Below are 19,398 nucleotides of genomic sequence, written 5' to 3' on the forward strand. Positions count from 1 at the left end.
TTATGGACAATAAAAATAAACAACAAATTTTAGAAGGTTCCAACGCCATAGCGCAAACTATCAAGAATATTAAACCGGCGGTTGTTTCCGCCTACCCGATTACCCCGCAGACCCATATTGTTGAAGATCTGGCTAAATTTAAAGCCGATGGAGAAGCGAATTACGAATACGTGCGCGCCGAATCTGAATTCGCGGCCGCTTCTATCGTCTTAGGAGCGTCAGCCGCCGGCGCGCGCGCTTACAGCGCCACCAGCTCGCAAGGGCTTCTCTTAATGGCCGAGGTTATTTATAATATTGCCGGCATGCGCCTGCCGATTATTATGACTTGCGCTAACAGGGCCGTATCAGCTCCCATAAATATCTGGAACGACCAGCAGGATGTTATGGCGGTTCGGGACGCGGGCTGGATTTTACTCTTCGCGGAAAACCACCAGGAAGCGGTCAACCAGCATATTATGGCTTTTAAAATCGCCGAGCAGTTGAAATTGCCGGTCATGGTTAATGTTGACGGCTTTATTATGACGCATAGTTATGAGCCGGTGTTTATCCCAACGGCCGAGCAGATTAAAAAATATCTGCCGGATTATAAGCCTGAAACCGGCCAATATTTAGACGCGGCCAATCCGGCCACTTTGGGCGCTTTAGCCACGCCGGCGCATTATATGGAAATCAGGCAGGAACTGCATGACGATTTAATTTCCAGCTTAAAAATTATAGATCAAGAATATAAAAAATATAAATCATTAATTGGAAATTGGAAATTGGAAATTGGAAATTTGGAGAATAAATTAAAAAATAAAATTGATAATGGTTTAATTGAATACGTAGGTCCAGATAAACCTGATACAGTCCTTGTAGCCATGGGTTCGGTCTGCGGCACTATTAAACAAACCGTTAGCGAGCAACCGGGAAAACCCCTCTCCTTACTAAGGAGAGGCGGGGGTGAGGTTGGCGTTTTAAAAATAAAATGCTTCCGCCCGTTTCCGGAAAAAGAAATTTTAAATATTCTTAAATCCGCTAAGCATATCGCGGTTTTAGATAAATCCATTTCTTTAGGGCAAATCGGCTGTCTGGCCTCTGATATTAAAGCTATCGCCCAAGGCAAGATTAAGGCTAATATTTCAAATTTTATAGTTGGCCTGGGCGGGCGGGACATAACCGGGGAAATGATTAAAAAAATAATTAAGCAAGCGGGCAAAAATATTAATGGAGCGATATTTGTTGGAAAATAATAATAATTTTATGCTAAAATCCTTTCCTAAAATCCTAACTATCTTTTTCTTGGCGGTTTTCATTTTCCAGCTGGCCTGTTTAATTTTTCTCTTTGCTTTGCCGCAAGCCGGCCAGGCGGCCGACCCGGCTAAATTCACGCCGCAAGTCGGCATAGGCACGGATTTTCAAGCAGGAACATCATATGTGCCTGACGGCTCAACCGCGATGATAGGGCAATATATCAGAGCGATTTATAAATACGCTATCGGCATAGTCGGCATTTTAGCCGCCGTGGTTTTAATGATCGGCGGCGTGATGTGGATTGTGGCCGGCGGCTCGTCCACCATGATCGGCGAAGCCAAATCCTGGATCGGCGCTTCGCTTACCGGTTTGGTTTTAGCCTTAATGTCATATTTAATTTTAGCCACGATTAACCCGGCCTTGGTGGATTTAAAAACTACGGAAATTAAAAAAGTTACATCGCCAACACAAACTAGTCTTGATGCCTCAGCTCCCTTAAGCGGTAATGGGACTAACTGTTGTGACGGAAATAACGATACTCAATGTTCATCCGGATATATATGCAACATGTATATGACAACCAGCGCTTGTATGGGTAGAGGTGTCTGCGCAGTAAAACAAAACTTAAATGGGCAGTGCGGTGAAAATAATGATTGTGTCAGCAATAATTGTGACGCAGGTACTTTGGCAACACATAGATGCCAATAAAATATGCTTTTAAAAAACCTCAAAAAAATTAAAATTATATCTATAATTATAACTATTCAGTTTTTTGGCTTGTTGTTTTTCGTATTTTCATCAACTGCCTTGGCTGTCGGACTGGGAGGCGCTTGTTCCGGTCCTAGCGATACAACATGTGATAGCGGACTTGTTTGCAGACAAACAGGTGGAAGTACAATGGGCGGAGCGACAATTCATACCTGTATTCGAGGAAATAATTTGTTGAACACCACTATGCCAAAATTTAATATACCAGATATCAAGTTGCAAATAGACATACCCGGGCTTAATCTAACTAAAGGCAGCGCTATAAAATGCACCGAGCAAAATGGCAAAAAAATTTGCAATATGCCTTGGATCGGCGAATATATCGCCGGTATTTATAAATATGCCATCGGCATAGTCGGCATTTTAGCCGCTGTGGTTTTAATGATCGGCGGCGTGATGTGGATTGTGGCCGGCGGCTCGGCTACCATGATCGGCGAAGCCAAATCCTGGATCGGCGCTAGTTTAACCGGTCTAGTTATTGCTTTATGCTCTTATATTATCCTTTATCAAGTTAATCCGGCCTTGGTAGGATTTAACGGATTGAATATACAAATAGTTGACCAAACTCCGGTTCCGGCAGACTTAAAAGCTTTTGCCGAAAAATGTAAGCCCACCGAGAGTGGAGAATGCTCTGTCTCAAAAATGGCTATTTTTGGCGATAAAGCTAGAGAGGCTTCAGCAATCTGCATGGCTGAAAGTTCAGGAGTTGCTAATGCAAAAAATACTTTAACCAAATGCGACAATGGCAACTATTACGCAGTTTGGGGATTATTCCAATTTAATTTATCAGCTAACTATTTAATGGATGAAAATAATAATAGACTAAATTGTCCCGATGCTTTTGGCAACAGAGCATGGGTTAATAGCAGTCCGACTTGCACTGTAATAAATGTTGATTTATATAATCAATGCGTAGCCGCCGCCTCTAACCCGGCCGTTAGTATTAGCAACGCAAAAAGATTAGCTGGAGGTTCCGGCTGGGGTCCATGGGAAGCTAACAGTAAATGGTGCAATTTTTAATTTAATTTTATGCTCTACTTCACTAAATACGCTGAAAATAAATTTGATATACTGAATAAGCATAAGGTTTATTTTACCCGCGAACAAGTTGAAGACGCGGTTGGCGCTCCGGAAAAGGCAGGGAAAAAAGGAAAACTCTTGACGGCGCAGAGAGAAAATATAAAAGTAATTTATAAAAAAGAAGCGGAAATAATTAAAATTATAACTTTTTACCCGATTAAATAACATTATGCAATACGATATTGAGGCTAATATAATATCCTGGGAGATCGCTAAAGATCCGATTGACCATGCCATAGATTTTGGCAATTTTATTATTCATTTGTCAAAAGCGAAAAAACCGGTTTTAATTGAAATACTGAACGCATCTAAGTTTGCCGGGCAGATGGATAAGATAAAAATTGAAGGCCTTAAAAAGCAGATGATGGAAACGAACTAGAAATTTTCAATTACCAATGATCAATTTTCAATAAATTATAAAATTATCAATTAAAAATTATAACCTTGAAAATTCATTGATAATTGTAAATTGAAAATTGATAATTAAAAGATTTAAAAAATAACAGAATATGAATAATATAATTACAGCAAAAAAATCAACGAATATTAACCCCTCTTTACTCGCGCCCGGCCATCGCGGCTGTGCCGGCTGCGGCCAGATGATTGCCGCGCGAACCGTTGCCGACGCTTTAGGGCCGAACACCATTATCGCTAATGCTACCGGCTGTCTGGAAGTCGTGACCACGCCTTATCCCGAATCAAGCTGGGGCCTGCCCTGGATCCATTCGCTATTTGAAAACGCCGCGGCCGTGGCCTCGGGCATCTATGCCGCCCTAAAAACCCAGGGCAAAGACAAAGAGATAAAAGTAGTGGCCCAGGGCGGCGACGGCGGCACCTTTGATATCGGTTTCGGCCTGATTAGCGGCATGTGGGAGCGAGGCGAAAACATCCTTTATGTCTGCTATGATAACGAAGCCTACATGAATACGGGCGCGCAAGCCAGCGCGGCCACGCCCTGGGCGGCCGCGACCTCTACCACTCCGGCCGGAACTTCATCCGATATCAGCGGCATCGGCTCGCATTTTATGAAAAAAGACATGCTGGCCATCGCCTTGGCGCACGGCCTGAAATATGTCGCCCAGACTACGGTCGCTTATCCTTTGGATATTATTAAAAAAGTTAAAAAGGCCGTAGCCACTCCCGGCCCGTCGTATCTGCAAATTTTAGTGCCTTGCATTCCGGGCTGGAAAATTGAACCCAGCCAAACAATCCAATTGGCTAAATTAGCCGTGCAAACCGGCATCTATCCGGCCGTGGAATATGTAAACGGCCAGCCCGGTGAAATAATGAAATTACCGGCCGAGCGCCCGCGGGTAGAAGACTATTTAAAGCCCCAAGGCAGATTTAAGCATTTGTTTAAAGACGAACGGGGCAAAGAGCAGATCGCGCATATCCAAAGATTGGCGGATGAGAATGTAAAAAAATACGGACTATAATTTTTACCAAACAAACCTTTTCTGTCATTCCGGCCTTGAGCCGGAATCCAGGTTTAGACGCTACGAATAAGTTTCTGGATTGCGGGTTAAACCCGCAATGACAATACTATTTTCTCCAAACAAAAAAGGCACTATGGCTTTCGCCGCAATGCCTTTTTTGTTTTTATATCTAAAAGAACAAATAAATAATAATTATTAAACTCTGCAAAGGCTTGGGCTAGTCATTTTTCGAAGCGAGGACTGCCTGCCTGCCGGCAGGCAGGTTTGAGCCCGAGTAATCTCGGACGAGTTCCGCAACGAGAAAAAAACTAACCCAAGACTTCGCATTCTGTAAAAACCGACATCTTTGCGCGACAGGTTCTACTAAAAATTGTCAAAAAATAAACTATAATTAATCCGCTTTCTGTCGATACCCCGTGCCCGCCGGAATCGGCCGGCCGATAATGACATTTTCTTTAAGCCCTTCAAGATGATCAACCTTGCCGGTAACCGCCGCGTCAATCAAGACTCTGGCGGTTTCCTGGAACGAAGCCGCTGATAAAAAGCTATTGGTGGTGAGCGATGATTTGGTTATGCCTAATAACAACTCTTCGCCCTTGGCCGGCTTTTTATCTTTAGCTTTTACCTCTTCATTGGTCCGGTCAAAAATCGCTTTTTCTACGATTTCTCCGGGCAATAACTCCGTATCGCCGGCGTCATTAACATAAACGCGCGCGAACATTTGTCTAGCGATTATCTCTATATGCTTGTCATTCAGCGGCTGGCCCTGGGAGGAATAAACGTACTGAATTTCTTTAATAATATATTTTTGCGCTTCTAATTTGCCGCGCAGCTGGTACAATTGATGCAGATCCAAAGAGCCCTCGGTTAATTGGTCGCCAATTTTAACTTCGTCGCCATCTTTAACCCAAACGCCAAAGCCTTTCGGCACGATAAACTCTTTAACCTTTTCCACGTCGCTCACAACTTTAATTAATTTTTCATTTAATTTAACCACGCCGGCCTTTCTGGCTTTAAAAACTTTTTTGCCGATAGCGAACAATTCGCTGTTTTTAACGACTTCGGCGCCGTCTTTAACCAATATTTTTACGTCTTTCTTTTTATTGTCTTTATCTTCTAGAGAGGCTTCCTTAACCGCTTCGGTAAAATAATATTTATCGCTTTCCGCGCCTTGATAATATATCTTTAAAATTTTTGATTGCGGATTGGAAATAATCATTTCTCCGGCTTCGCCGGCGATTGTCCTTTGCGCCGTCTCAATTTTAACCTTGCCGGCAACGTCGGCGACAAAAGCTTTCTTTTTCGGCGGGCGCCCTTCAAAAATTTCTTCAACGCGAGGCAGACCTTGGGTAATATCTTCTTGGCCGGCTACGCCGCCGGTATGGAAGGTTCTCATGGTAAGCTGAGTTCCCGGCTCGCCGATTGACTGAGCCGCAATAATGCCTACGGCCGTGCCGATCGCTACCTTCTTGTTATATGCCAGGTCATAGCCATAACATTTAGCGCAGATGCCACGGTGTATTTTACAAGTCAAAACCGATCTGACTTTGACTTCTAAAATATCTTCTTTAGCAATTTTTTCCCCGAGCTCTTCGGTAACTAGTTCCCCGGCTTTTATTAAAACCTTGCCTTTTGCGTTTTTTAAATCAGCGGCTAAAAATCTGCCGGTCATGCGCTTAACCAAGTTTTCACCCATCTCTTCGCTTTCTTTTTTAATAATTAACAAGCCTTCTTTGTCTCCGCAATCATCTTTGACGATTATGACATCTTGGGAAACATCAACTAAGCGCCTGGTTAAATAACCGGCGTTAGAAGTACGGAGAGCCGTATCGGATAAACCTTTGCGTACGCCGTGCGTGGCGATAAAATATTCAAGAACCGAGAAGCCTTGCTTAAAATTTCCTTTAACCGGCAATTCAATAATGTCGCCGGACGGAGAAGTTACCAAGCCCTTCATGCCTAAAATTTGCGTCAGCTGGGCCCAGGAACCGCGAGCGCCTGATTCAATCATGGAATAAACCGGCCCGTCTTTCGGCAGATGGTGGCGGCAGATTTCCGTTACTTTTTCTTTGACCGTGGTCCAAAGCTCAATAATTTTGCTGTAGCGCTCGCTGTCGGTTAACAATCCGTCATGATATTGCTCGCTGATTTCTTCAGCTTGCTTGGAAGCTTGAACCAGCATTTCGTCTTTCTCGTAAAGATGAGGTATGTCGTCCATGCCCCAGGATAAACCGCTTTTGGTAATATATTTAAAACTAGCCTTTTTCAAACTATCCAATAAATCAATCGTCGGCTGTTCGCCGTAGAATCTTAAGCATTCTTTAACTAAATTTTTTAGCTTGCTCTTACCCACGGTTTCGTTGACGAATCGCAGTTTCGGCGGCAAAACTTCATTAAAAATAATCCGGCCGACGGTAGTAATTATTAATTTGCCGTCTATCATCGCCCTGATTTTCTGCTGTAATTTTATATTTTTCATGCTGTAAGACAGCTTGGCATCTTCGGGCGAATAAAAATTTTTCAGCTTTTTTTCATCAGCGTCCAAATAGGCCTGGTCAATATTGGTAATATAAAAAGCTCCCCAAACAATATCCTGGTTGGGCGCCACGACCGGATCGCCGGTAGCCGGCTTGAGTAAATTATGGCTGGCCAGCATGATATCGCGAGCTTCGGCGATCGCCTCTTCGGTTAAAGGCACGTGAACCGCCATTTGGTCGCCGTCAAAATCGGCGTTAAACGCTGTACAAACCAAAGGATTGATCTGGATAGCTAAACCTTCAATTAAAATCGGCTTAAACGCCTGGATGCCTAAGCGGTGCAAAGTCGGCGCGCGGTTTAACATCACATATGATTTTTTAACAATATCCTCAAGAATATCCCAAACCTCGTCTTTGCCTGATTCAATATAGCGGGAAGCGCTTCTGACGTTATGGACGATTTCTTTGTTTATCAGCTGGCTGATTATAAAAGGCTTGAATAATTCTAAAGCCATGCGCTTAGGCAAACCGCATTGGTCTAAATTCAAATTCGGGTTGACGACGATTACGCTGCGGCCGGAATAATCAATTCTTTTGCCAAGTAAATTCTGTCTGAATCTGCCCTGCTTGCCTTTTAATGAATCGGCGAGCGACTTAAGCATTCTTTTCTGCCCGGTAGAGGCGACAACCGTTTTGCCGTGCCTGATAGAATTATCAATTAAAGCGTCAACCGCTTCCTGAAGCATCCTTTTTTCATTGCGGCAGATAACTTCCGGCGCGTTAAGGTCAATCAGCTGTTTTAAGCGATTGTTGCGGTTAATAATCCGGCGGTATAAATCATTTAAGTCTGACGTGGCGAAACGTCCGCCGTCAAGCGGCACCATAGGCCTTAAATCGGGCGGTATAACCGGCACCATATTTAAAATCATCCATTCGGGCCTTAAATTATTGGCTCTCAAGCTTTTCAATAATTTTAAACGCCTGATCATTTTATCTTTTTTTGAGTCAATCGCGGTTAAAAGCTCTTTATCTATAATGGCAATCGTTTTATCCAAATCAATTCTTTCCAAAAGTTTCCTAATGGCGCTGGCGCCGATATCGGCGGTAAAAATATGCCCGTATTTTAAGCTTAAATTTTGATAAACGCTTTCGGAAATTATGGTTAAAGGCTTTAAGTCTTTTAATTCTTTCTGCGCCTGGTCAAAAGCCTGCTCTAGATTATTAATTTTGTCATTTTTTATTTTTTCCAAAGATTCAATTTCTTGGCTTAAAATATTGGCAATCTCAAACTCGCTCTTGCCTTGAGTCAGTAATTTGCCTTTTTTATTTTTAATTTCATTAACCTGCTTTTGCCAATCATTTTCAATGGATTTTCTCTTATTCTTATATTCCTGCTTAATTTGTTCAATGGTGGCCAAGCATAATTCTTGGTTAACATCGGAAATAATAAAACTGGCGAAATAGACCACTTTTTCTAAAGCCTGCATGGGTAAATCTAAAATTAAGCCGATTTTTGAAGAAGTGCCGCGCAGAAACCAAATATGGCTTACCGGCGCTTCAAGCTTAATATGCCCCATGCGCTCGCGCCTGACCAAGCTTCTGGTTACTTCCACGCCGCACCTGTCGCAAATTATGCCTTTATAGCGGATTTTTTTATATTTGCCGCAATAGCACTCCCAATCTTTTGACGGGCCGAAAATACGCTCGCAAAACAAGCCGTCTTTTTCCGGTTTTTGCGTGCGATAATTAATGGTTTCCGGGCGGATGACTTCGCCGTGGGACCAATGTAAAATTTCTTCAGGTGAAGCTAATTTTAATTTAATGGCGTCAAAATCGGTGGTCTTTATTGGATTAAGCATACTTTAATGCAAAATTAAAATTTTCTGTCATTGCGAGAAGCACGTAATCGGGCGACGAAGCAATCTCCGGTTAAAATCAGAGTACGTGAGATTGCTTCGCTTCCTTCAGTCGCTCGCAATGACAATAAAAAATAATTTTATATTTTAAATGTCATTTTTAATTATTTGTTATCTTTGCTCTCTTTCTCCAAAATTCTGCCTTCTCTCCCCTTCTTCCGCTGGTTTGTCATCGCCTTGCCGTTCTAGATTTACCACCTGATCGCCCTGTAAAAGCTCAACGTCTAAGCATAAACCTTTTAATTCCCTGACTAAAACGTTAAATGATTCCGGAACATTTAATTTTCTAATCGGCTCTCCTTTAATAATCGCCTCATAAGCCTTGCTCCGGCCCGGCACGTCATCCGATTTAATGGTTAATATTTCCTGCAGGCAATGAGCCGCGCCATAAGCCTCAAGCGCCCAAACTTCCATTTCGCCGAAACGCTGGCCGCCGAATTGGGCTTTGCCGCCTAGAGGCTGCTGGGTAATTAAAGAATAAGGCCCGATGGAACGCTGGTGCATTTTATCTTCAACCATATGGTTTAATTTCAGCATATATTTATAGCCAATCACCACCTGGTTGTCGTAAGCCTCGCCGGTTTTGCCGTCATAAAGAGTTACTTTGCCGTTGGTCGGCAGGCCGGCTTTCTTTAATTCTTCTTTAATTTGCGCCTCGCTAATGCCGTTTAAAGGCGGCACGGCAATTTTATAATTTAATTTTTTTGCCGCGTAGCCTAAATGAGTTTCTAAAAGCTGGCCTAAATTCATTCTGGAAACAACGCCTAAAGGCGATAAAATTATTTCAATCGGCGTGCCATCGGCTAAATAAGGCATATCTTCAATCGGCACGACTTTAGAAATAACTCCTTTGTTGCCGTGCCGGCCGGCCATTTTATCGCCGATTTGAATTTTTCTTAAGTTGGCCACGGTTACCTGAATTGACTGGATTACTCCGGCCGATAGCTTGTCGCCGTCTTCGCGGGAAAACAATTTAATATCAACCACTTTGCCGTGTTCACCATGCTCTAAATACAGTGAAGAATCTCTAACGTCTTTGGCTTTTTCGCCGAAAATCGCGCGCAGAAGTTTTTCCTCGGCCGATAGTTCGGTTTCGCCCTTGGGCGTAATTTTACCGACTAAAATATCGCCTGAAGAAACTTCGGCGCCAATTCGGACAACGCCGCGCTCATCCAAGTCTTTTAATTTTTCCTCGCTGATGTTAGGAATGTCATTAGTGATTAATTCCGGACCGAGCTTAGTGTCGCGCACGTCAATCGTATAATTTTCTATATGAATTGAAGAATAAACGTCTTCTTTCATTAAGCGCTCGGAGATAATCACCGCGTCTTCATAATTAAAGCCTTCCCAACTCATAAAAGCCACGAGCACATTGCGCCCCAGTGACAATTCGCCGTCATCTACGGCCGAGCTGTTGGTTAAAACATCGCCTTTTTTTACTTTATCGCCGTGATTAACAATCGGGCGCTGATTTATGCAGGTTGAAGCGTTAGAGCGTAAAAATTTATTTAAAATATATTTGGTAGTCTGGCCTTTTTTACTTTTAAATTCAATTGAACCGCCGTCCATTTTAACGATTTCGCCGTCGTCAGGAGCTAAAATAATATGCCCTGAATCAGTAGCCGCCCGCGCTTCCATGCCCGTGCCGACGATCGGCGCTTCGGCGGTTATTAAGGGAACTGCCTGGCGCTGCATGTTTGTTCCCATTAAAGCCCTGATGCCGTCGTTATGCTCTAAAAAAGGAATTAAAGAAGTGGCCACGGAAACGATTTGATTCGGCGCCACGCCGATTAAATCTATTTTTTCCACCGGCTCAAGCGAAGGCTGGCCGTATTTTCTGGCTTCGGCTTTTAGAACTTTAAAATAGCCGTTAGCGTCAACCGGAGTAGTCGCGGGCGTGGTAATATATTTTTCCTCTTCAAAAGCATCAAGATAAACAATCTCATCGCCTAAAACCGGCACGATCGGAATGGTAACATGGCCCATTTTCGCCTTTAACTCGGCCGCGGTTTTTTTATCAATAACCTCGCCGGCCTTGATAATCAATTTGCCTTTTTTATCGCCCTTGATCTCATAAATATCTTCACGGGCGATTTTATTAAGAGTCTTGGCCGGATCATTGGCTATGTCATGCAAAACCACGCGGTAAGGCGCTTCAATAAAACCATAACTGTTAAGGCGCGCGTAGCTGGCTAAATGGCCGACTAAGCCGATATTCGGGCCTTCCGGAGTAGCAATCGGGCAAATACGGCTATAATGGGTGGTATGCACGTCGCGCACTTCAAAGCCGGCGCGTTCGCGGGTTAAACCGCCCGGGCCCATGGCTGATAACCGGCGCTTATGTTCAAGCTCGGCCAAAGGATTGGTCTGATCCATGAATTGCGATAACTGCGAAGACATGAAAAATTCCTTGACCACGCTGATGACCGGACGGGCGTTAATTAATTTATTTGGCGTCAGAGAGTCTATATCCATAATACTCATTCTGTCTCTGACGATTCTTTCCATTCTGGCCAAACCGACTCTGAATTTATTTTGAATCAACTCGCCGATCGCTCTGACGCGGCGGTTGCCTAAATGGTCTATATCGTCTTCTCTCTCCTGGGTAATATTTAATCTGACGATTTCTTTAACGATGGCGATTAGATCTTCCCTTCTTAAAACTCTGTTTTCTTTATTATTGGGAATATTCTGGCCGAAGCGCTTATTCATCTTATAGCGGCCCACGCGGTCAAAGTCATAGCGGTCAAATCTGAAAAACATGGAATGGATTAATTGCCTGGCATTATCGGTCGTAGCTAAATCACCCGGCCTTATCCTCTTATATACTTCCTTAAGCCCTTCGGCCTCGTTTTTGGCCGCGTCTTTGGCTAAAGTGGCTTCAATATAGCCGGACAAACTTTTCTGGCCGTCGATTCCGCCGGTCAATTCGTTTTTCTCGGTGAACAACTGCCTGATTTCTTCATCCGCTCCATAACCGAAAGCCCTGAATAAAGAAGTAATGGCGACTTTTCTTTTACGGTCAATTCTGACCCAGATGACATCATTCATGTCGGTTTCAATTTCCAGCCAAGCGCCGCGGTTAGGTATGACTTTGGCGCCGTAATATTTTTTGCCCTTAACGAATTCCGAAGTGAAAATAACGCCGGCGCTTCTGATCAACTGCGAAACCACGACTCTTTCAATGCCATTGACTATAAAAGTGCCGTTTTTAGTCATTAAAGGAAAATCGCCTAAAAACACCTCCTGAGTAACGGCTTGGCCGGTTTTTTTATTGGATAATTTAGCCTTGACTCTAAGCGAAGCTTCATAAGTGATATTTTTAGACTTACTCTCGCTTTCGTCAAATTTAGGCTCGTCCAAATAATAGTCTTCCAAAGACAATTCAAGGTCGCGGCCGATAAAATCGGTGATCGGAGAAACTTCTTCAAACAAATCTTTGAGTCCATCAGTCAAAAACCAATTATAAGAATCTTTTTGAATTTCAATTAAATCCGGCAAATCAATCGATGCCTTGGTATCGCTGAAAAATTTCCGGCCGGCTGATTTTATTTTCGTAGTCATAATATTCAATTTATTTCATCAAGTTAAAATTTAATGGCCATAGAGCTTGGCTCGCTATTAAATTTTAACTTGATACATTATATTTTTTGAAAATATTAAAAACTTTTTTTGAAAAAGTTTTTAAAGGTTAAAAAACAAAAAAACCCCAACCAGTTTTTTAATAGCTGTGAGTTAACGCGGAATATTTAATTAATGAGATAAGTCTTCACTTATTTTAGTTTTAAAATATGAACAGGATATTTTATCGCCCCCTTTGAACAAAGGGGGTTAAGGGGATTTTATCTTTTTGATAACAAAAAAACGGCCAGTTTATACCTTTCCATCCTGCTTGTTACTGCTTTGACGGAGCCGTTGAGTTTTTATTCTGTCATCCCCATATAACCGGGGACGTAGAATGAGTTTTATTATGTATCAATTTTTAGCTTGTTGAAAACTTATTAAATACTAACAACAATCATTAGGCTTGTCAAGGGTTTTCGGTTTAAATTTTATAAAATTACGCAAGCCTATTTAATTTACTTTAATTTTAGCCATAATACATAATTTTTTTATTATATCAACATACTGGAGGGCATAATTATCCACAGGTTAGACACGAAGGAAATAATTTTTCAAATTAGTGTTATAAAATATAAAATTGTTATTTTTATTTTTCCAACTCCTTCAATTCCTCCTTCACCACCTCCCTGTCATCCCAAGGAATTTTTACGCCTTCGGGCCCGCAAATAGCCTGCTCGCAGCCTTTGCCGGTAATTAAAACCATATCGCCTTCGCCGGCCAAAGACAAAGCTTTTTTAATAGCCGCGCGCCGATCTTCAATTTTAAATAAATTTTCATTTTCTTTTTTGCCGGCGTTTTTCGCTCCGACCGCCACCTGATCAATAATTAATTTCGGATCGTCGTCGTAAGGATCTTCGTTGGTTACGATTACTATATCGGCTTTTTCTCCGGCCAAGGCTCCGAGCTTCGGCCGCCTAGCAACGTCGCGCCCGCCCCCGGCAGAGCCTATTACATGGATTATTTTACTATGCTCTAATTTTAAAATAGTGCCGTATATTTTTTTTAAAGCCTCAGGCTCAAAAGCATAATCAACTATAACCGTAAAGCTTCCCCCCTCTCCTTTAAAAGGAGAGGGGCGGGGTGAGGTTATCAGCTCCAGCCTGCCGGGAATGCCATCAATTTTTTCCAAACCGATTTTTATTTTTTCCAAATCCACCCCTTGGCTAAGCCCTAAACAAACCGCGGCCATGGCGTTAGCCGCGTTATATTCGCCCAATTGCTTTAAATTTACTACTGCCTCATCTTTTACTTTAAAACTCACGCCATTTTGGCTTGATTCAATATTGCCATATTTTACAATCTGCGTTTTATCATCCGCCGGCTTGGCTTTTAATTCGCCTTTGGCATATTGCCACTTTTCTTCAGCCCAAAAAGACAAAAAGAAATCAGCATATTTGTCATCGCCGTTAGCGATAATGGTTTTTTTAACCCGGTTAGACTCTATTTTCTTAAAACCATTTTCAGTTTTAACCACTCGCTTTTTATCATCGGCATATTTTGTTTTGCCTTGTTTTAAATGAAAAAATAATTTGCCTTTAGCCTGCTTATAGTTGGCAAAACTGCCGTGGGCTTCAATATGCTCGGGATAAAGGCCGGTAAAAATTAAGATGTCGTAATTTATAAATTTGTGGCGGAATTGTTCAATGCCTTGCGAAGTGGTTTCAACGATAGCGTATTGGCAGTTATTTTTTACCATTTGTTTTAGCATTTTTTGGGTAAAAAACCTGCCGGCCATGGTCATTTTTTTGTTATTCAGCCATTCGCTTCGGCCGTCATTAAAAATAGCCGTTGAGGTAAAGCCGGTTTTATAGCCGGCCGAAGCCAGCATTTTAGAGATTAAATAAACGCTGGTGGTTTTACCGGTTGTGCCGGTTACGCCGATAACGATAAGTTTATTTGACGGCCAGCCGTACCAAGCAGAAGCAATCAGGCTTAATAAAAAATGATAGGCCGGTTGTAGGGCCTTAAATAACTTTGTGGGTATATATTGTTTAATTATGTGCAGTAATTGTTCCATAATTTACTGACGAGTTAAAATTTTATTAAAACGTTCTTCTGGCTTGCCTGACCATTTTATAAATACTGTACCAATTTTGATCAAAAATATAATCAAACGTTCCCGGATAATCATGCTCAAAGCCGCCAAAGCCTTTTTTAAATCTGGTTACTCCCGGCCACCTTTTTTCATTAATGCCGCATAAATCATAATATTTGAAACCCGCGGCTTTAACTTCTTTAATTATTTGCCAATGAAGCAAATAAGGCGCCATGACTTCGCGATCATGATCGGCCGAAGCGCCGTGCAAATAAGAAACCGTATCGCCGAAATAAGAAAAAATACCCGTAACTAACGGCTTGCCCTTATATTCGGCAAAATACAGTTTTATAAAATCGCTGTCCGCTTCCAGCATTTTTTTGTAATAATCTATGCCGTGCGGGCGAAAATTATCCCGCTCGCCGGTTAAATTCATTAATCGCCAAAAATCATCAAAACGCTCCGGCCCGGCTTCGACCATTTTTACTTCTTTTTTGGCCGCAAGTTTTATATTATACCTGGTTTTCTGATGCATCTCTTTCAATAATTCTTCTTCCGATTTGGTTAAATCTAAAATCAAGGTTTTGCTTGGCTGAATATCAAGAGTTTTCTGGATTTCTATCGGAGAGATATCAATCTTAAAAACCGGCTCAAAGCGAAGGAAAATCACATCTTCATTTTCCGCGAATTTTTTCAGCGCGTCAAATAATTCTTTTAAAATTTTTAATTTATCCTGATTGGCCCCGATAATCGGCCCGCGCGGGCATAAAAAATAACTCTTGCCCATGGGCAAGGTTTTTTTGACAAAAGTGGCCGCGGCCGCCAATTCATTATTCTCCAAAACGCCTAATCTGATAATTTTCCCGGCCGCCTTGCCCTGGAATTCCCCCCATTCAAACGATTGCAAAAACTGGCTCATAGTCTCTCGGCTAACAAAATCATTCAGCTGTTTTTTGTCTGTGATAGTGATTATTTGCATATTATATTTATCAAATAAAAATTTTATGGCCGTAGGGCTTTGCCCGCTATAAAATTTATATTTGATACATTATATTTTTTGAAAATATTAAAAACTTTTTCTAAAAAAGTTTTTAAAGGCTTATTTACCTAACTTTTTTAAAGCTTGCCTGATTCTTTCGCCCGAATCTTTAATTTTAGCGTCAACATTATTTAAAGCTTCCCGCGCTTGCGAAAGAGAATAGCCTAAAGCCATTAGCGCGTCAATCTCGTCGCTTGAGCCTAATTGGCTGCCGCCGGGCAGACCATCGCCAAAATTTAATTTGCCGATTTTTTCTCTTAATTCTAAAACCACCCTTTCCGCGGTTTTACGGCCGATGCCGGAAACCTTGGTTAAGAGCGCCGGATCGCCGCGGCCGATTGATTCTTTAATATCCGCTACTGTGGCGATGGACATAGCTCCTAAAGCCGATTTCGGGCCGATGCCGGAAATGGAAAGCAATAATTCAAATAATTCCAGCTCTGCCGTACTTTTAAAACCGTATAAATTCAAAGCGTCTTCGCGCACCTGCTGATACGTATAAAATTCAATCTCTTGATTAAGGTTTAAGTCAACATAAAGCAAGGGCGAAATAAAAACTTGATAACCGATATTATTTACTTCAAGTATCACAAAACCCTGGCCTTTATGCTTAATTTTTCCTTTTAAATATGAGATCATAATACCTTTATTTTCTCATAAATTGCTTAAAGATGCAATCTATAATAATTTAAAAGAGCACGACTACCGTCATGCTCTTTTATATATAATCTTCTAAATTTTCTTACGCCTTCACCATATTATTCACCGCCCTGACTAATTTGCTGACTCCGCCCTTTTTTTCCAGTTCCAAAAACAAGCCGGTCCAGGAAGAAATTTGGAAAACCGCCAAAGCCGCTCCGGCCGAAACAACAATGAATAAAAAACTGGCAAAAGCCAAAATAGCGATCAGCCAAGAGCCGACTAAAGAAAAAGCATAGTAAAATATCAAACCTAAAAATAAAAACGGCACGGCTAAAATTAGAATCGCCAAAACTATAGCCAACCCGACCAGCAGGTTGATGAAAAATAAAATAATCGCCATCTCAAAGCTAATCAGCCAATTTTCCTTAAACAGGCGCCAGCCTTGCTTAATCGCCGGTACAACTTTGCTTTTATTGATAACCGCGTAAGCCACGGCGTATTTCATGATAAAAGATAAAATAATAGCCACCGGCGCGACAATAATTAAAGCAAAAATATAAAAAAGTTTAGCGTTAAAATTCCCTTGGTAAAAAATCGCCGGCAGGCTGACGGCCACTAATAATATATAAATAATGGCTTTGATTATAATATTTAAAGTCAGCACCGGCCAAAAATTTAAAATTCCGGAATTAAAACCGTCCCGGAGAGTATGCTTTTTTTGCTTAATAACCGCGGCGGAATTATTAACTACGGCCGCCTGCGAAACTATAACCAGCCAAATTAAAAATAAGCAAACAGCCAAAACAATCAAGCAAGTAATTAAAACAAAAATCATATTTAAAGTATCCTGTTTTAATAAATTGCCGATATTAGTAAGAGTATGGCCGCTGAATATTCCGGTAGAAAAAATCCTCTGCCAAGACGGAAATAAAGCCTGCCCGGGGTTGGCGCCCGAGTTATTGAATAAAATTTCAAATTCTCCGCCATTGCCTAAGAGCGCGGCAAAAATGCCAAACCACCAGAGATATTTATTGCGCCAGGTTAATTGCCAGGCCTGTTTTAAAATATTTCTATAAAATGGCATAAAAAATCCTCCTAATACCGCTTTTAAAGCGAGGTTTAATTATTAATACTTATATTATACCACAAGATATATCGCCTGTCATTGCGAGAAGCCTGTAATCAGGAGACGCGGCAATCTCACATAGCAAATACGAGTTCCCTGCCTGCCGGCAGGCGCAGTAAAAAAAATCACTAATCAAAGCCTTTGCCCGCTGTTAACAATTATTCTCCTTCTTTTAGCTTAGGGCCGACAATTTTTTCAAACTCCTCTTTTTCCAAAGTCTCTTTAACTAACAGCTCGGCCACGACTTTTTCTAAAATTTCGCGTTTGGCTTTAACCAAGCCTTTGGCTTGATGCACGGCCTTATCAATAAAATTGGATATTTCTTTATCAATCTGCTCGGCCACTTTTTCGCTGTAATCGCGCTGCTCATGAATTTCCCGGCCTAAAAATATCATCTCGTCTTTTTCGCCGTAAGTGCGCGGTCCTAAAGTATCGCTCATGCCGAAATCGGTAATCAATTTTCTGGCCAAATTAGTGGCACGGCGCAAATCAGATGTGGCACCGGTGGTAACTTCGCCGAAAATCTCTTCTTCTGTAATATAGCCGGCGAGCAAAACGGCGATTTCTTCAACATACTCGGTCTTAGAATACATATGTTTGTCTTCTAAGGGCAGCTTTAAAGTATAGCCGCCGGCTTGGCCGCGGGCGATAATGGAAACCTTTTGCACCGGATCGCTATGCAGTAGAAAGTGGGCGACAACGGCGTGCCCGGCTTCGTGGTAGGCGGTTATTTTTTTCTCTTTATCTGACAAAATTCTTGATTTTCTTTCCGGACCGAGCATGACTTTTTCAATGGAAGAAAAAATTTCTTCCAAATCAATTATTTTTTTATTCTTCATGGCGGCTAAAATCGCGGCTTCATTTAAAAGATTGGCTAAATCCGCGCCCGTAAAGCCCGGCGTTCTTTCCGCCACTCTCTTTAAGCTTACTTCTTTGCCTAACGGCTTTTTCTTGGAGTGAACCTTTAAAATCGCCTCGCGATCGGCCAGGTCTGGCTCGTCTAAAATAACCCGGCGGTCAAAGCGCCCGGGCCGCAGAAGCGCTGGATCTAAAACGTCGGGGCGGTTAGTGGCCGCGATAACAATAACGTTAGTAGTCACGTCAAAGCCGTCCATTTCCACTAAAATCTGGTTTAAAGTCTGCTCGCGCTCGTCATGCGAGCCGCCGAGTCCGGCGCCGCGCCGGCGGCCGACCGCGTCAATTTCATCAACAAAAATTATGCAAGGCGCGCTTTTTTTGGCTTTACGGAATAAATCTCTGACGCGCGAAGCGCCGACGCCCACGAACATTTCCACGAATTCGGAGCCGGAGATGGAAAAAAACGGCACGCTGGCCTCGCCGGCGACCGCGCGGGCCAGCAAAGTTTTACCCGTGCCCGGTGAACCCAAAAGTAAAACGCCGCGCGGCGTGCGCGCTCCCAGCTCGGAAAATTTCTTAGGATTTTTTAAAAATTCAACCACCTCGGATAATTCTTCTTTAGCCTCTTTGGCCCCGGCCACGTCTTTAAAAGTCACCTTGCCTTTAAATTCCCGGCCGGTTTCTCTGGCCTGGGACTGGCCGAACATCATAGCTTTGGAATTAGCGCCCTGGACCGAGCGCATCATGAAATAAATAAAAACGCTGATCAGTAAAAAAGGAATTAAAAACGGCAGAATCGTTGCCAGCCAAAAATCCAAGCCTTGATTATCCTGCACTTCAATCAATAGGCCGTTTAATTTGCTCGGATCAACATTATAATTTTTAACAATCTGCGAAAAAGTGTCACCCGGCTCTTTTTTTACCACTTGGCTTTTTCCATCCTTTAAAGTCGTTCTTATTTCATTGCCGACAATGGCGATTTTGGCCACCGTCTGATTATTAATCTGGCCGATTAAAGTCTCCACTCCGACTTGCTCGGCTTTTTGCCCGCCGCCGCCGAAAAAACTGAAAAGCGCGGCAATCAGCAAAAATACCGTAAAAAATATTAAAAAGTTTTTGATTAAATTTTTCATTTATTTTTCCGTTTGTCATTCCCGCGTAGGC

13 protein-coding genes are annotated in these 19,398 nt (G+C 42.2%); 6 read left to right on the plus strand and 7 right to left on the minus strand.

Translation table 11 applies throughout. The features are described 5' to 3' along the window. Window positions 1–2 precede the first annotated feature (2 nt). The 6 genes from porA (at window position 3) to WC639_02565 (ending at window position 4,517) form a co-directional block, all read left to right on the plus strand. Window positions 3–1,232: a pyruvate ferredoxin oxidoreductase gene (gene porA / locus WC639_02540; protein ID MFA6306655.1), complete on the plus strand. Its 1,230-nt coding sequence runs from the start codon at window positions 3–5 to the stop codon at window positions 1,230–1,232. 10 nt (window positions 1,233–1,242) lie between these two features. Beyond that, window positions 1,243–1,941, plus strand: coding sequence for a hypothetical protein (locus tag WC639_02545; GenBank protein ID MFA6306656.1), 699 nt, complete (start codon window positions 1,243–1,245; stop codon window positions 1,939–1,941). 246 nt (window positions 1,942–2,187) lie between these two features. After that, the gene (locus WC639_02550; GenBank protein MFA6306657.1) at window positions 2,188–3,021 is read left to right on the plus strand and encodes a pilin; all 834 of its coding nucleotides are present in this window, start codon (window positions 2,188–2,190) and stop codon (window positions 3,019–3,021) included. Window positions 3,022–3,030: 9 nt separating this feature from the next. Beyond that, entirely contained in the window at window positions 3,031–3,246 is a 216-nt protein-coding gene (locus tag WC639_02555) for a hypothetical protein (GenBank protein MFA6306658.1), read from the plus strand. A 4-nt stretch (window positions 3,247–3,250) separates the two neighbouring features. Further along, complete coding sequence (locus WC639_02560) at window positions 3,251–3,460, plus strand: DUF2283 domain-containing protein (protein MFA6306659.1); 210 nt, start codon at window positions 3,251–3,253, stop codon at window positions 3,458–3,460. A gap of 130 nt (window positions 3,461–3,590) precedes the next feature. Beyond that, window positions 3,591–4,517, plus strand: a complete 927-nt coding sequence (locus WC639_02565; protein MFA6306660.1) for a thiamine pyrophosphate-dependent enzyme — start codon at window positions 3,591–3,593, stop codon at window positions 4,515–4,517. 391 nt (window positions 4,518–4,908) lie between these two features. Here the strand turns inward: WC639_02565 and rpoC are convergent, their stop codons facing one another. The 7 genes from rpoC to ftsH all read right to left on the minus strand — a co-directional run bounded on the left by rpoC (window position 4,909) and on the right by ftsH (window position 19,367). Continuing rightward, the gene (rpoC, locus tag WC639_02570) at window positions 4,909–8,853 is read right to left on the minus strand and encodes a DNA-directed RNA polymerase subunit beta' (GenBank protein ID MFA6306661.1); all 3,945 of its coding nucleotides are present in this window, start codon (window positions 8,851–8,853) and stop codon (window positions 4,909–4,911) included. A gap of 168 nt (window positions 8,854–9,021) precedes the next feature. Then, window positions 9,022–12,474, minus strand: a complete 3,453-nt coding sequence (locus WC639_02575; protein ID MFA6306662.1) for a DNA-directed RNA polymerase subunit beta — start codon at window positions 12,472–12,474, stop codon at window positions 9,022–9,024. A gap of 646 nt (window positions 12,475–13,120) precedes the next feature. Further along, window positions 13,121–14,551, minus strand: coding sequence for a UDP-N-acetylmuramyl-tripeptide synthetase (murE, locus tag WC639_02580; protein MFA6306663.1), 1,431 nt, complete (start codon window positions 14,549–14,551; stop codon window positions 13,121–13,123). A gap of 25 nt (window positions 14,552–14,576) precedes the next feature. Continuing rightward, on the minus strand, window positions 14,577–15,548 hold the full coding sequence (locus WC639_02585; GenBank protein MFA6306664.1) for a peptidoglycan bridge formation glycyltransferase FemA/FemB family protein: 972 nt from the start codon (window positions 15,546–15,548) through the stop codon (window positions 14,577–14,579). Window positions 15,549–15,668: 120 nt separating this feature from the next. After that, window positions 15,669–16,247 (minus strand): Holliday junction branch migration protein RuvA, encoded by a 579-nt coding sequence (ruvA, locus tag WC639_02590; GenBank protein ID MFA6306665.1) that lies wholly within the window; start codon window positions 16,245–16,247, stop codon window positions 15,669–15,671. A 103-nt stretch (window positions 16,248–16,350) separates the two neighbouring features. Continuing rightward, complete coding sequence (locus WC639_02595; protein MFA6306666.1) at window positions 16,351–17,334, minus strand: hypothetical protein; 984 nt, start codon at window positions 17,332–17,334, stop codon at window positions 16,351–16,353. 200 nt (window positions 17,335–17,534) lie between these two features. Further along, window positions 17,535–19,367: an ATP-dependent zinc metalloprotease FtsH gene (gene ftsH, locus WC639_02600; GenBank protein MFA6306667.1), complete on the minus strand. Its 1,833-nt coding sequence runs from the start codon at window positions 19,365–19,367 to the stop codon at window positions 17,535–17,537. Between the last annotated feature and the right edge of the window lie 31 nt (window positions 19,368–19,398).

This window comes from Patescibacteria group bacterium (assembly GCA_041662965.1).
Lineage (GTDB): Bacteria > Patescibacteriota > Patescibacteriia > Patescibacteriales > GWC2-42-12 > JACPHD01.

Coding starts and splice junctions, on each gene's coding strand:
- WC639_02595 (MFA6306666.1), bottom strand. CDS start 17,334: ATGCCATTTTATAGAAATATTTTAAAACAGGCCTGGCAATTAACCTGG.
- ruvA (MFA6306665.1), bottom strand. CDS start 16,247: ATGATCTCATATTTAAAAGGAAAAATTAAGCATAAAGGCCAGGGTTTT.
- WC639_02575 (MFA6306662.1), bottom strand. CDS start 12,474: ATGACTACGAAAATAAAATCAGCCGGCCGGAAATTTTTCAGCGATACC.
- rpoC (MFA6306661.1), bottom strand. CDS start 8,853: ATGCTTAATCCAATAAAGACCACCGATTTTGACGCCATTAAATTAAAA.
- WC639_02555 (MFA6306658.1), top strand. CDS start 3,031: ATGCTCTACTTCACTAAATACGCTGAAAATAAATTTGATATACTGAAT.
- ftsH (MFA6306667.1), bottom strand. CDS start 19,367: ATGAAAAATTTAATCAAAAACTTTTTAATATTTTTTACGGTATTTTTG.
- WC639_02585 (MFA6306664.1), bottom strand. CDS start 15,548: ATGCAAATAATCACTATCACAGACAAAAAACAGCTGAATGATTTTGTT.
- WC639_02565 (MFA6306660.1), top strand. CDS start 3,591: ATGAATAATATAATTACAGCAAAAAAATCAACGAATATTAACCCCTCT.
- WC639_02545 (MFA6306656.1), top strand. CDS start 1,243: ATGCTAAAATCCTTTCCTAAAATCCTAACTATCTTTTTCTTGGCGGTT.
- porA (MFA6306655.1), top strand. CDS start 3: ATGGACAATAAAAATAAACAACAAATTTTAGAAGGTTCCAACGCCATA.
- WC639_02550 (MFA6306657.1), top strand. CDS start 2,188: ATGCCAAAATTTAATATACCAGATATCAAGTTGCAAATAGACATACCC.
- murE (MFA6306663.1), bottom strand. CDS start 14,551: ATGGAACAATTACTGCACATAATTAAACAATATATACCCACAAAGTTA.
- WC639_02560 (MFA6306659.1), top strand. CDS start 3,251: ATGCAATACGATATTGAGGCTAATATAATATCCTGGGAGATCGCTAAA.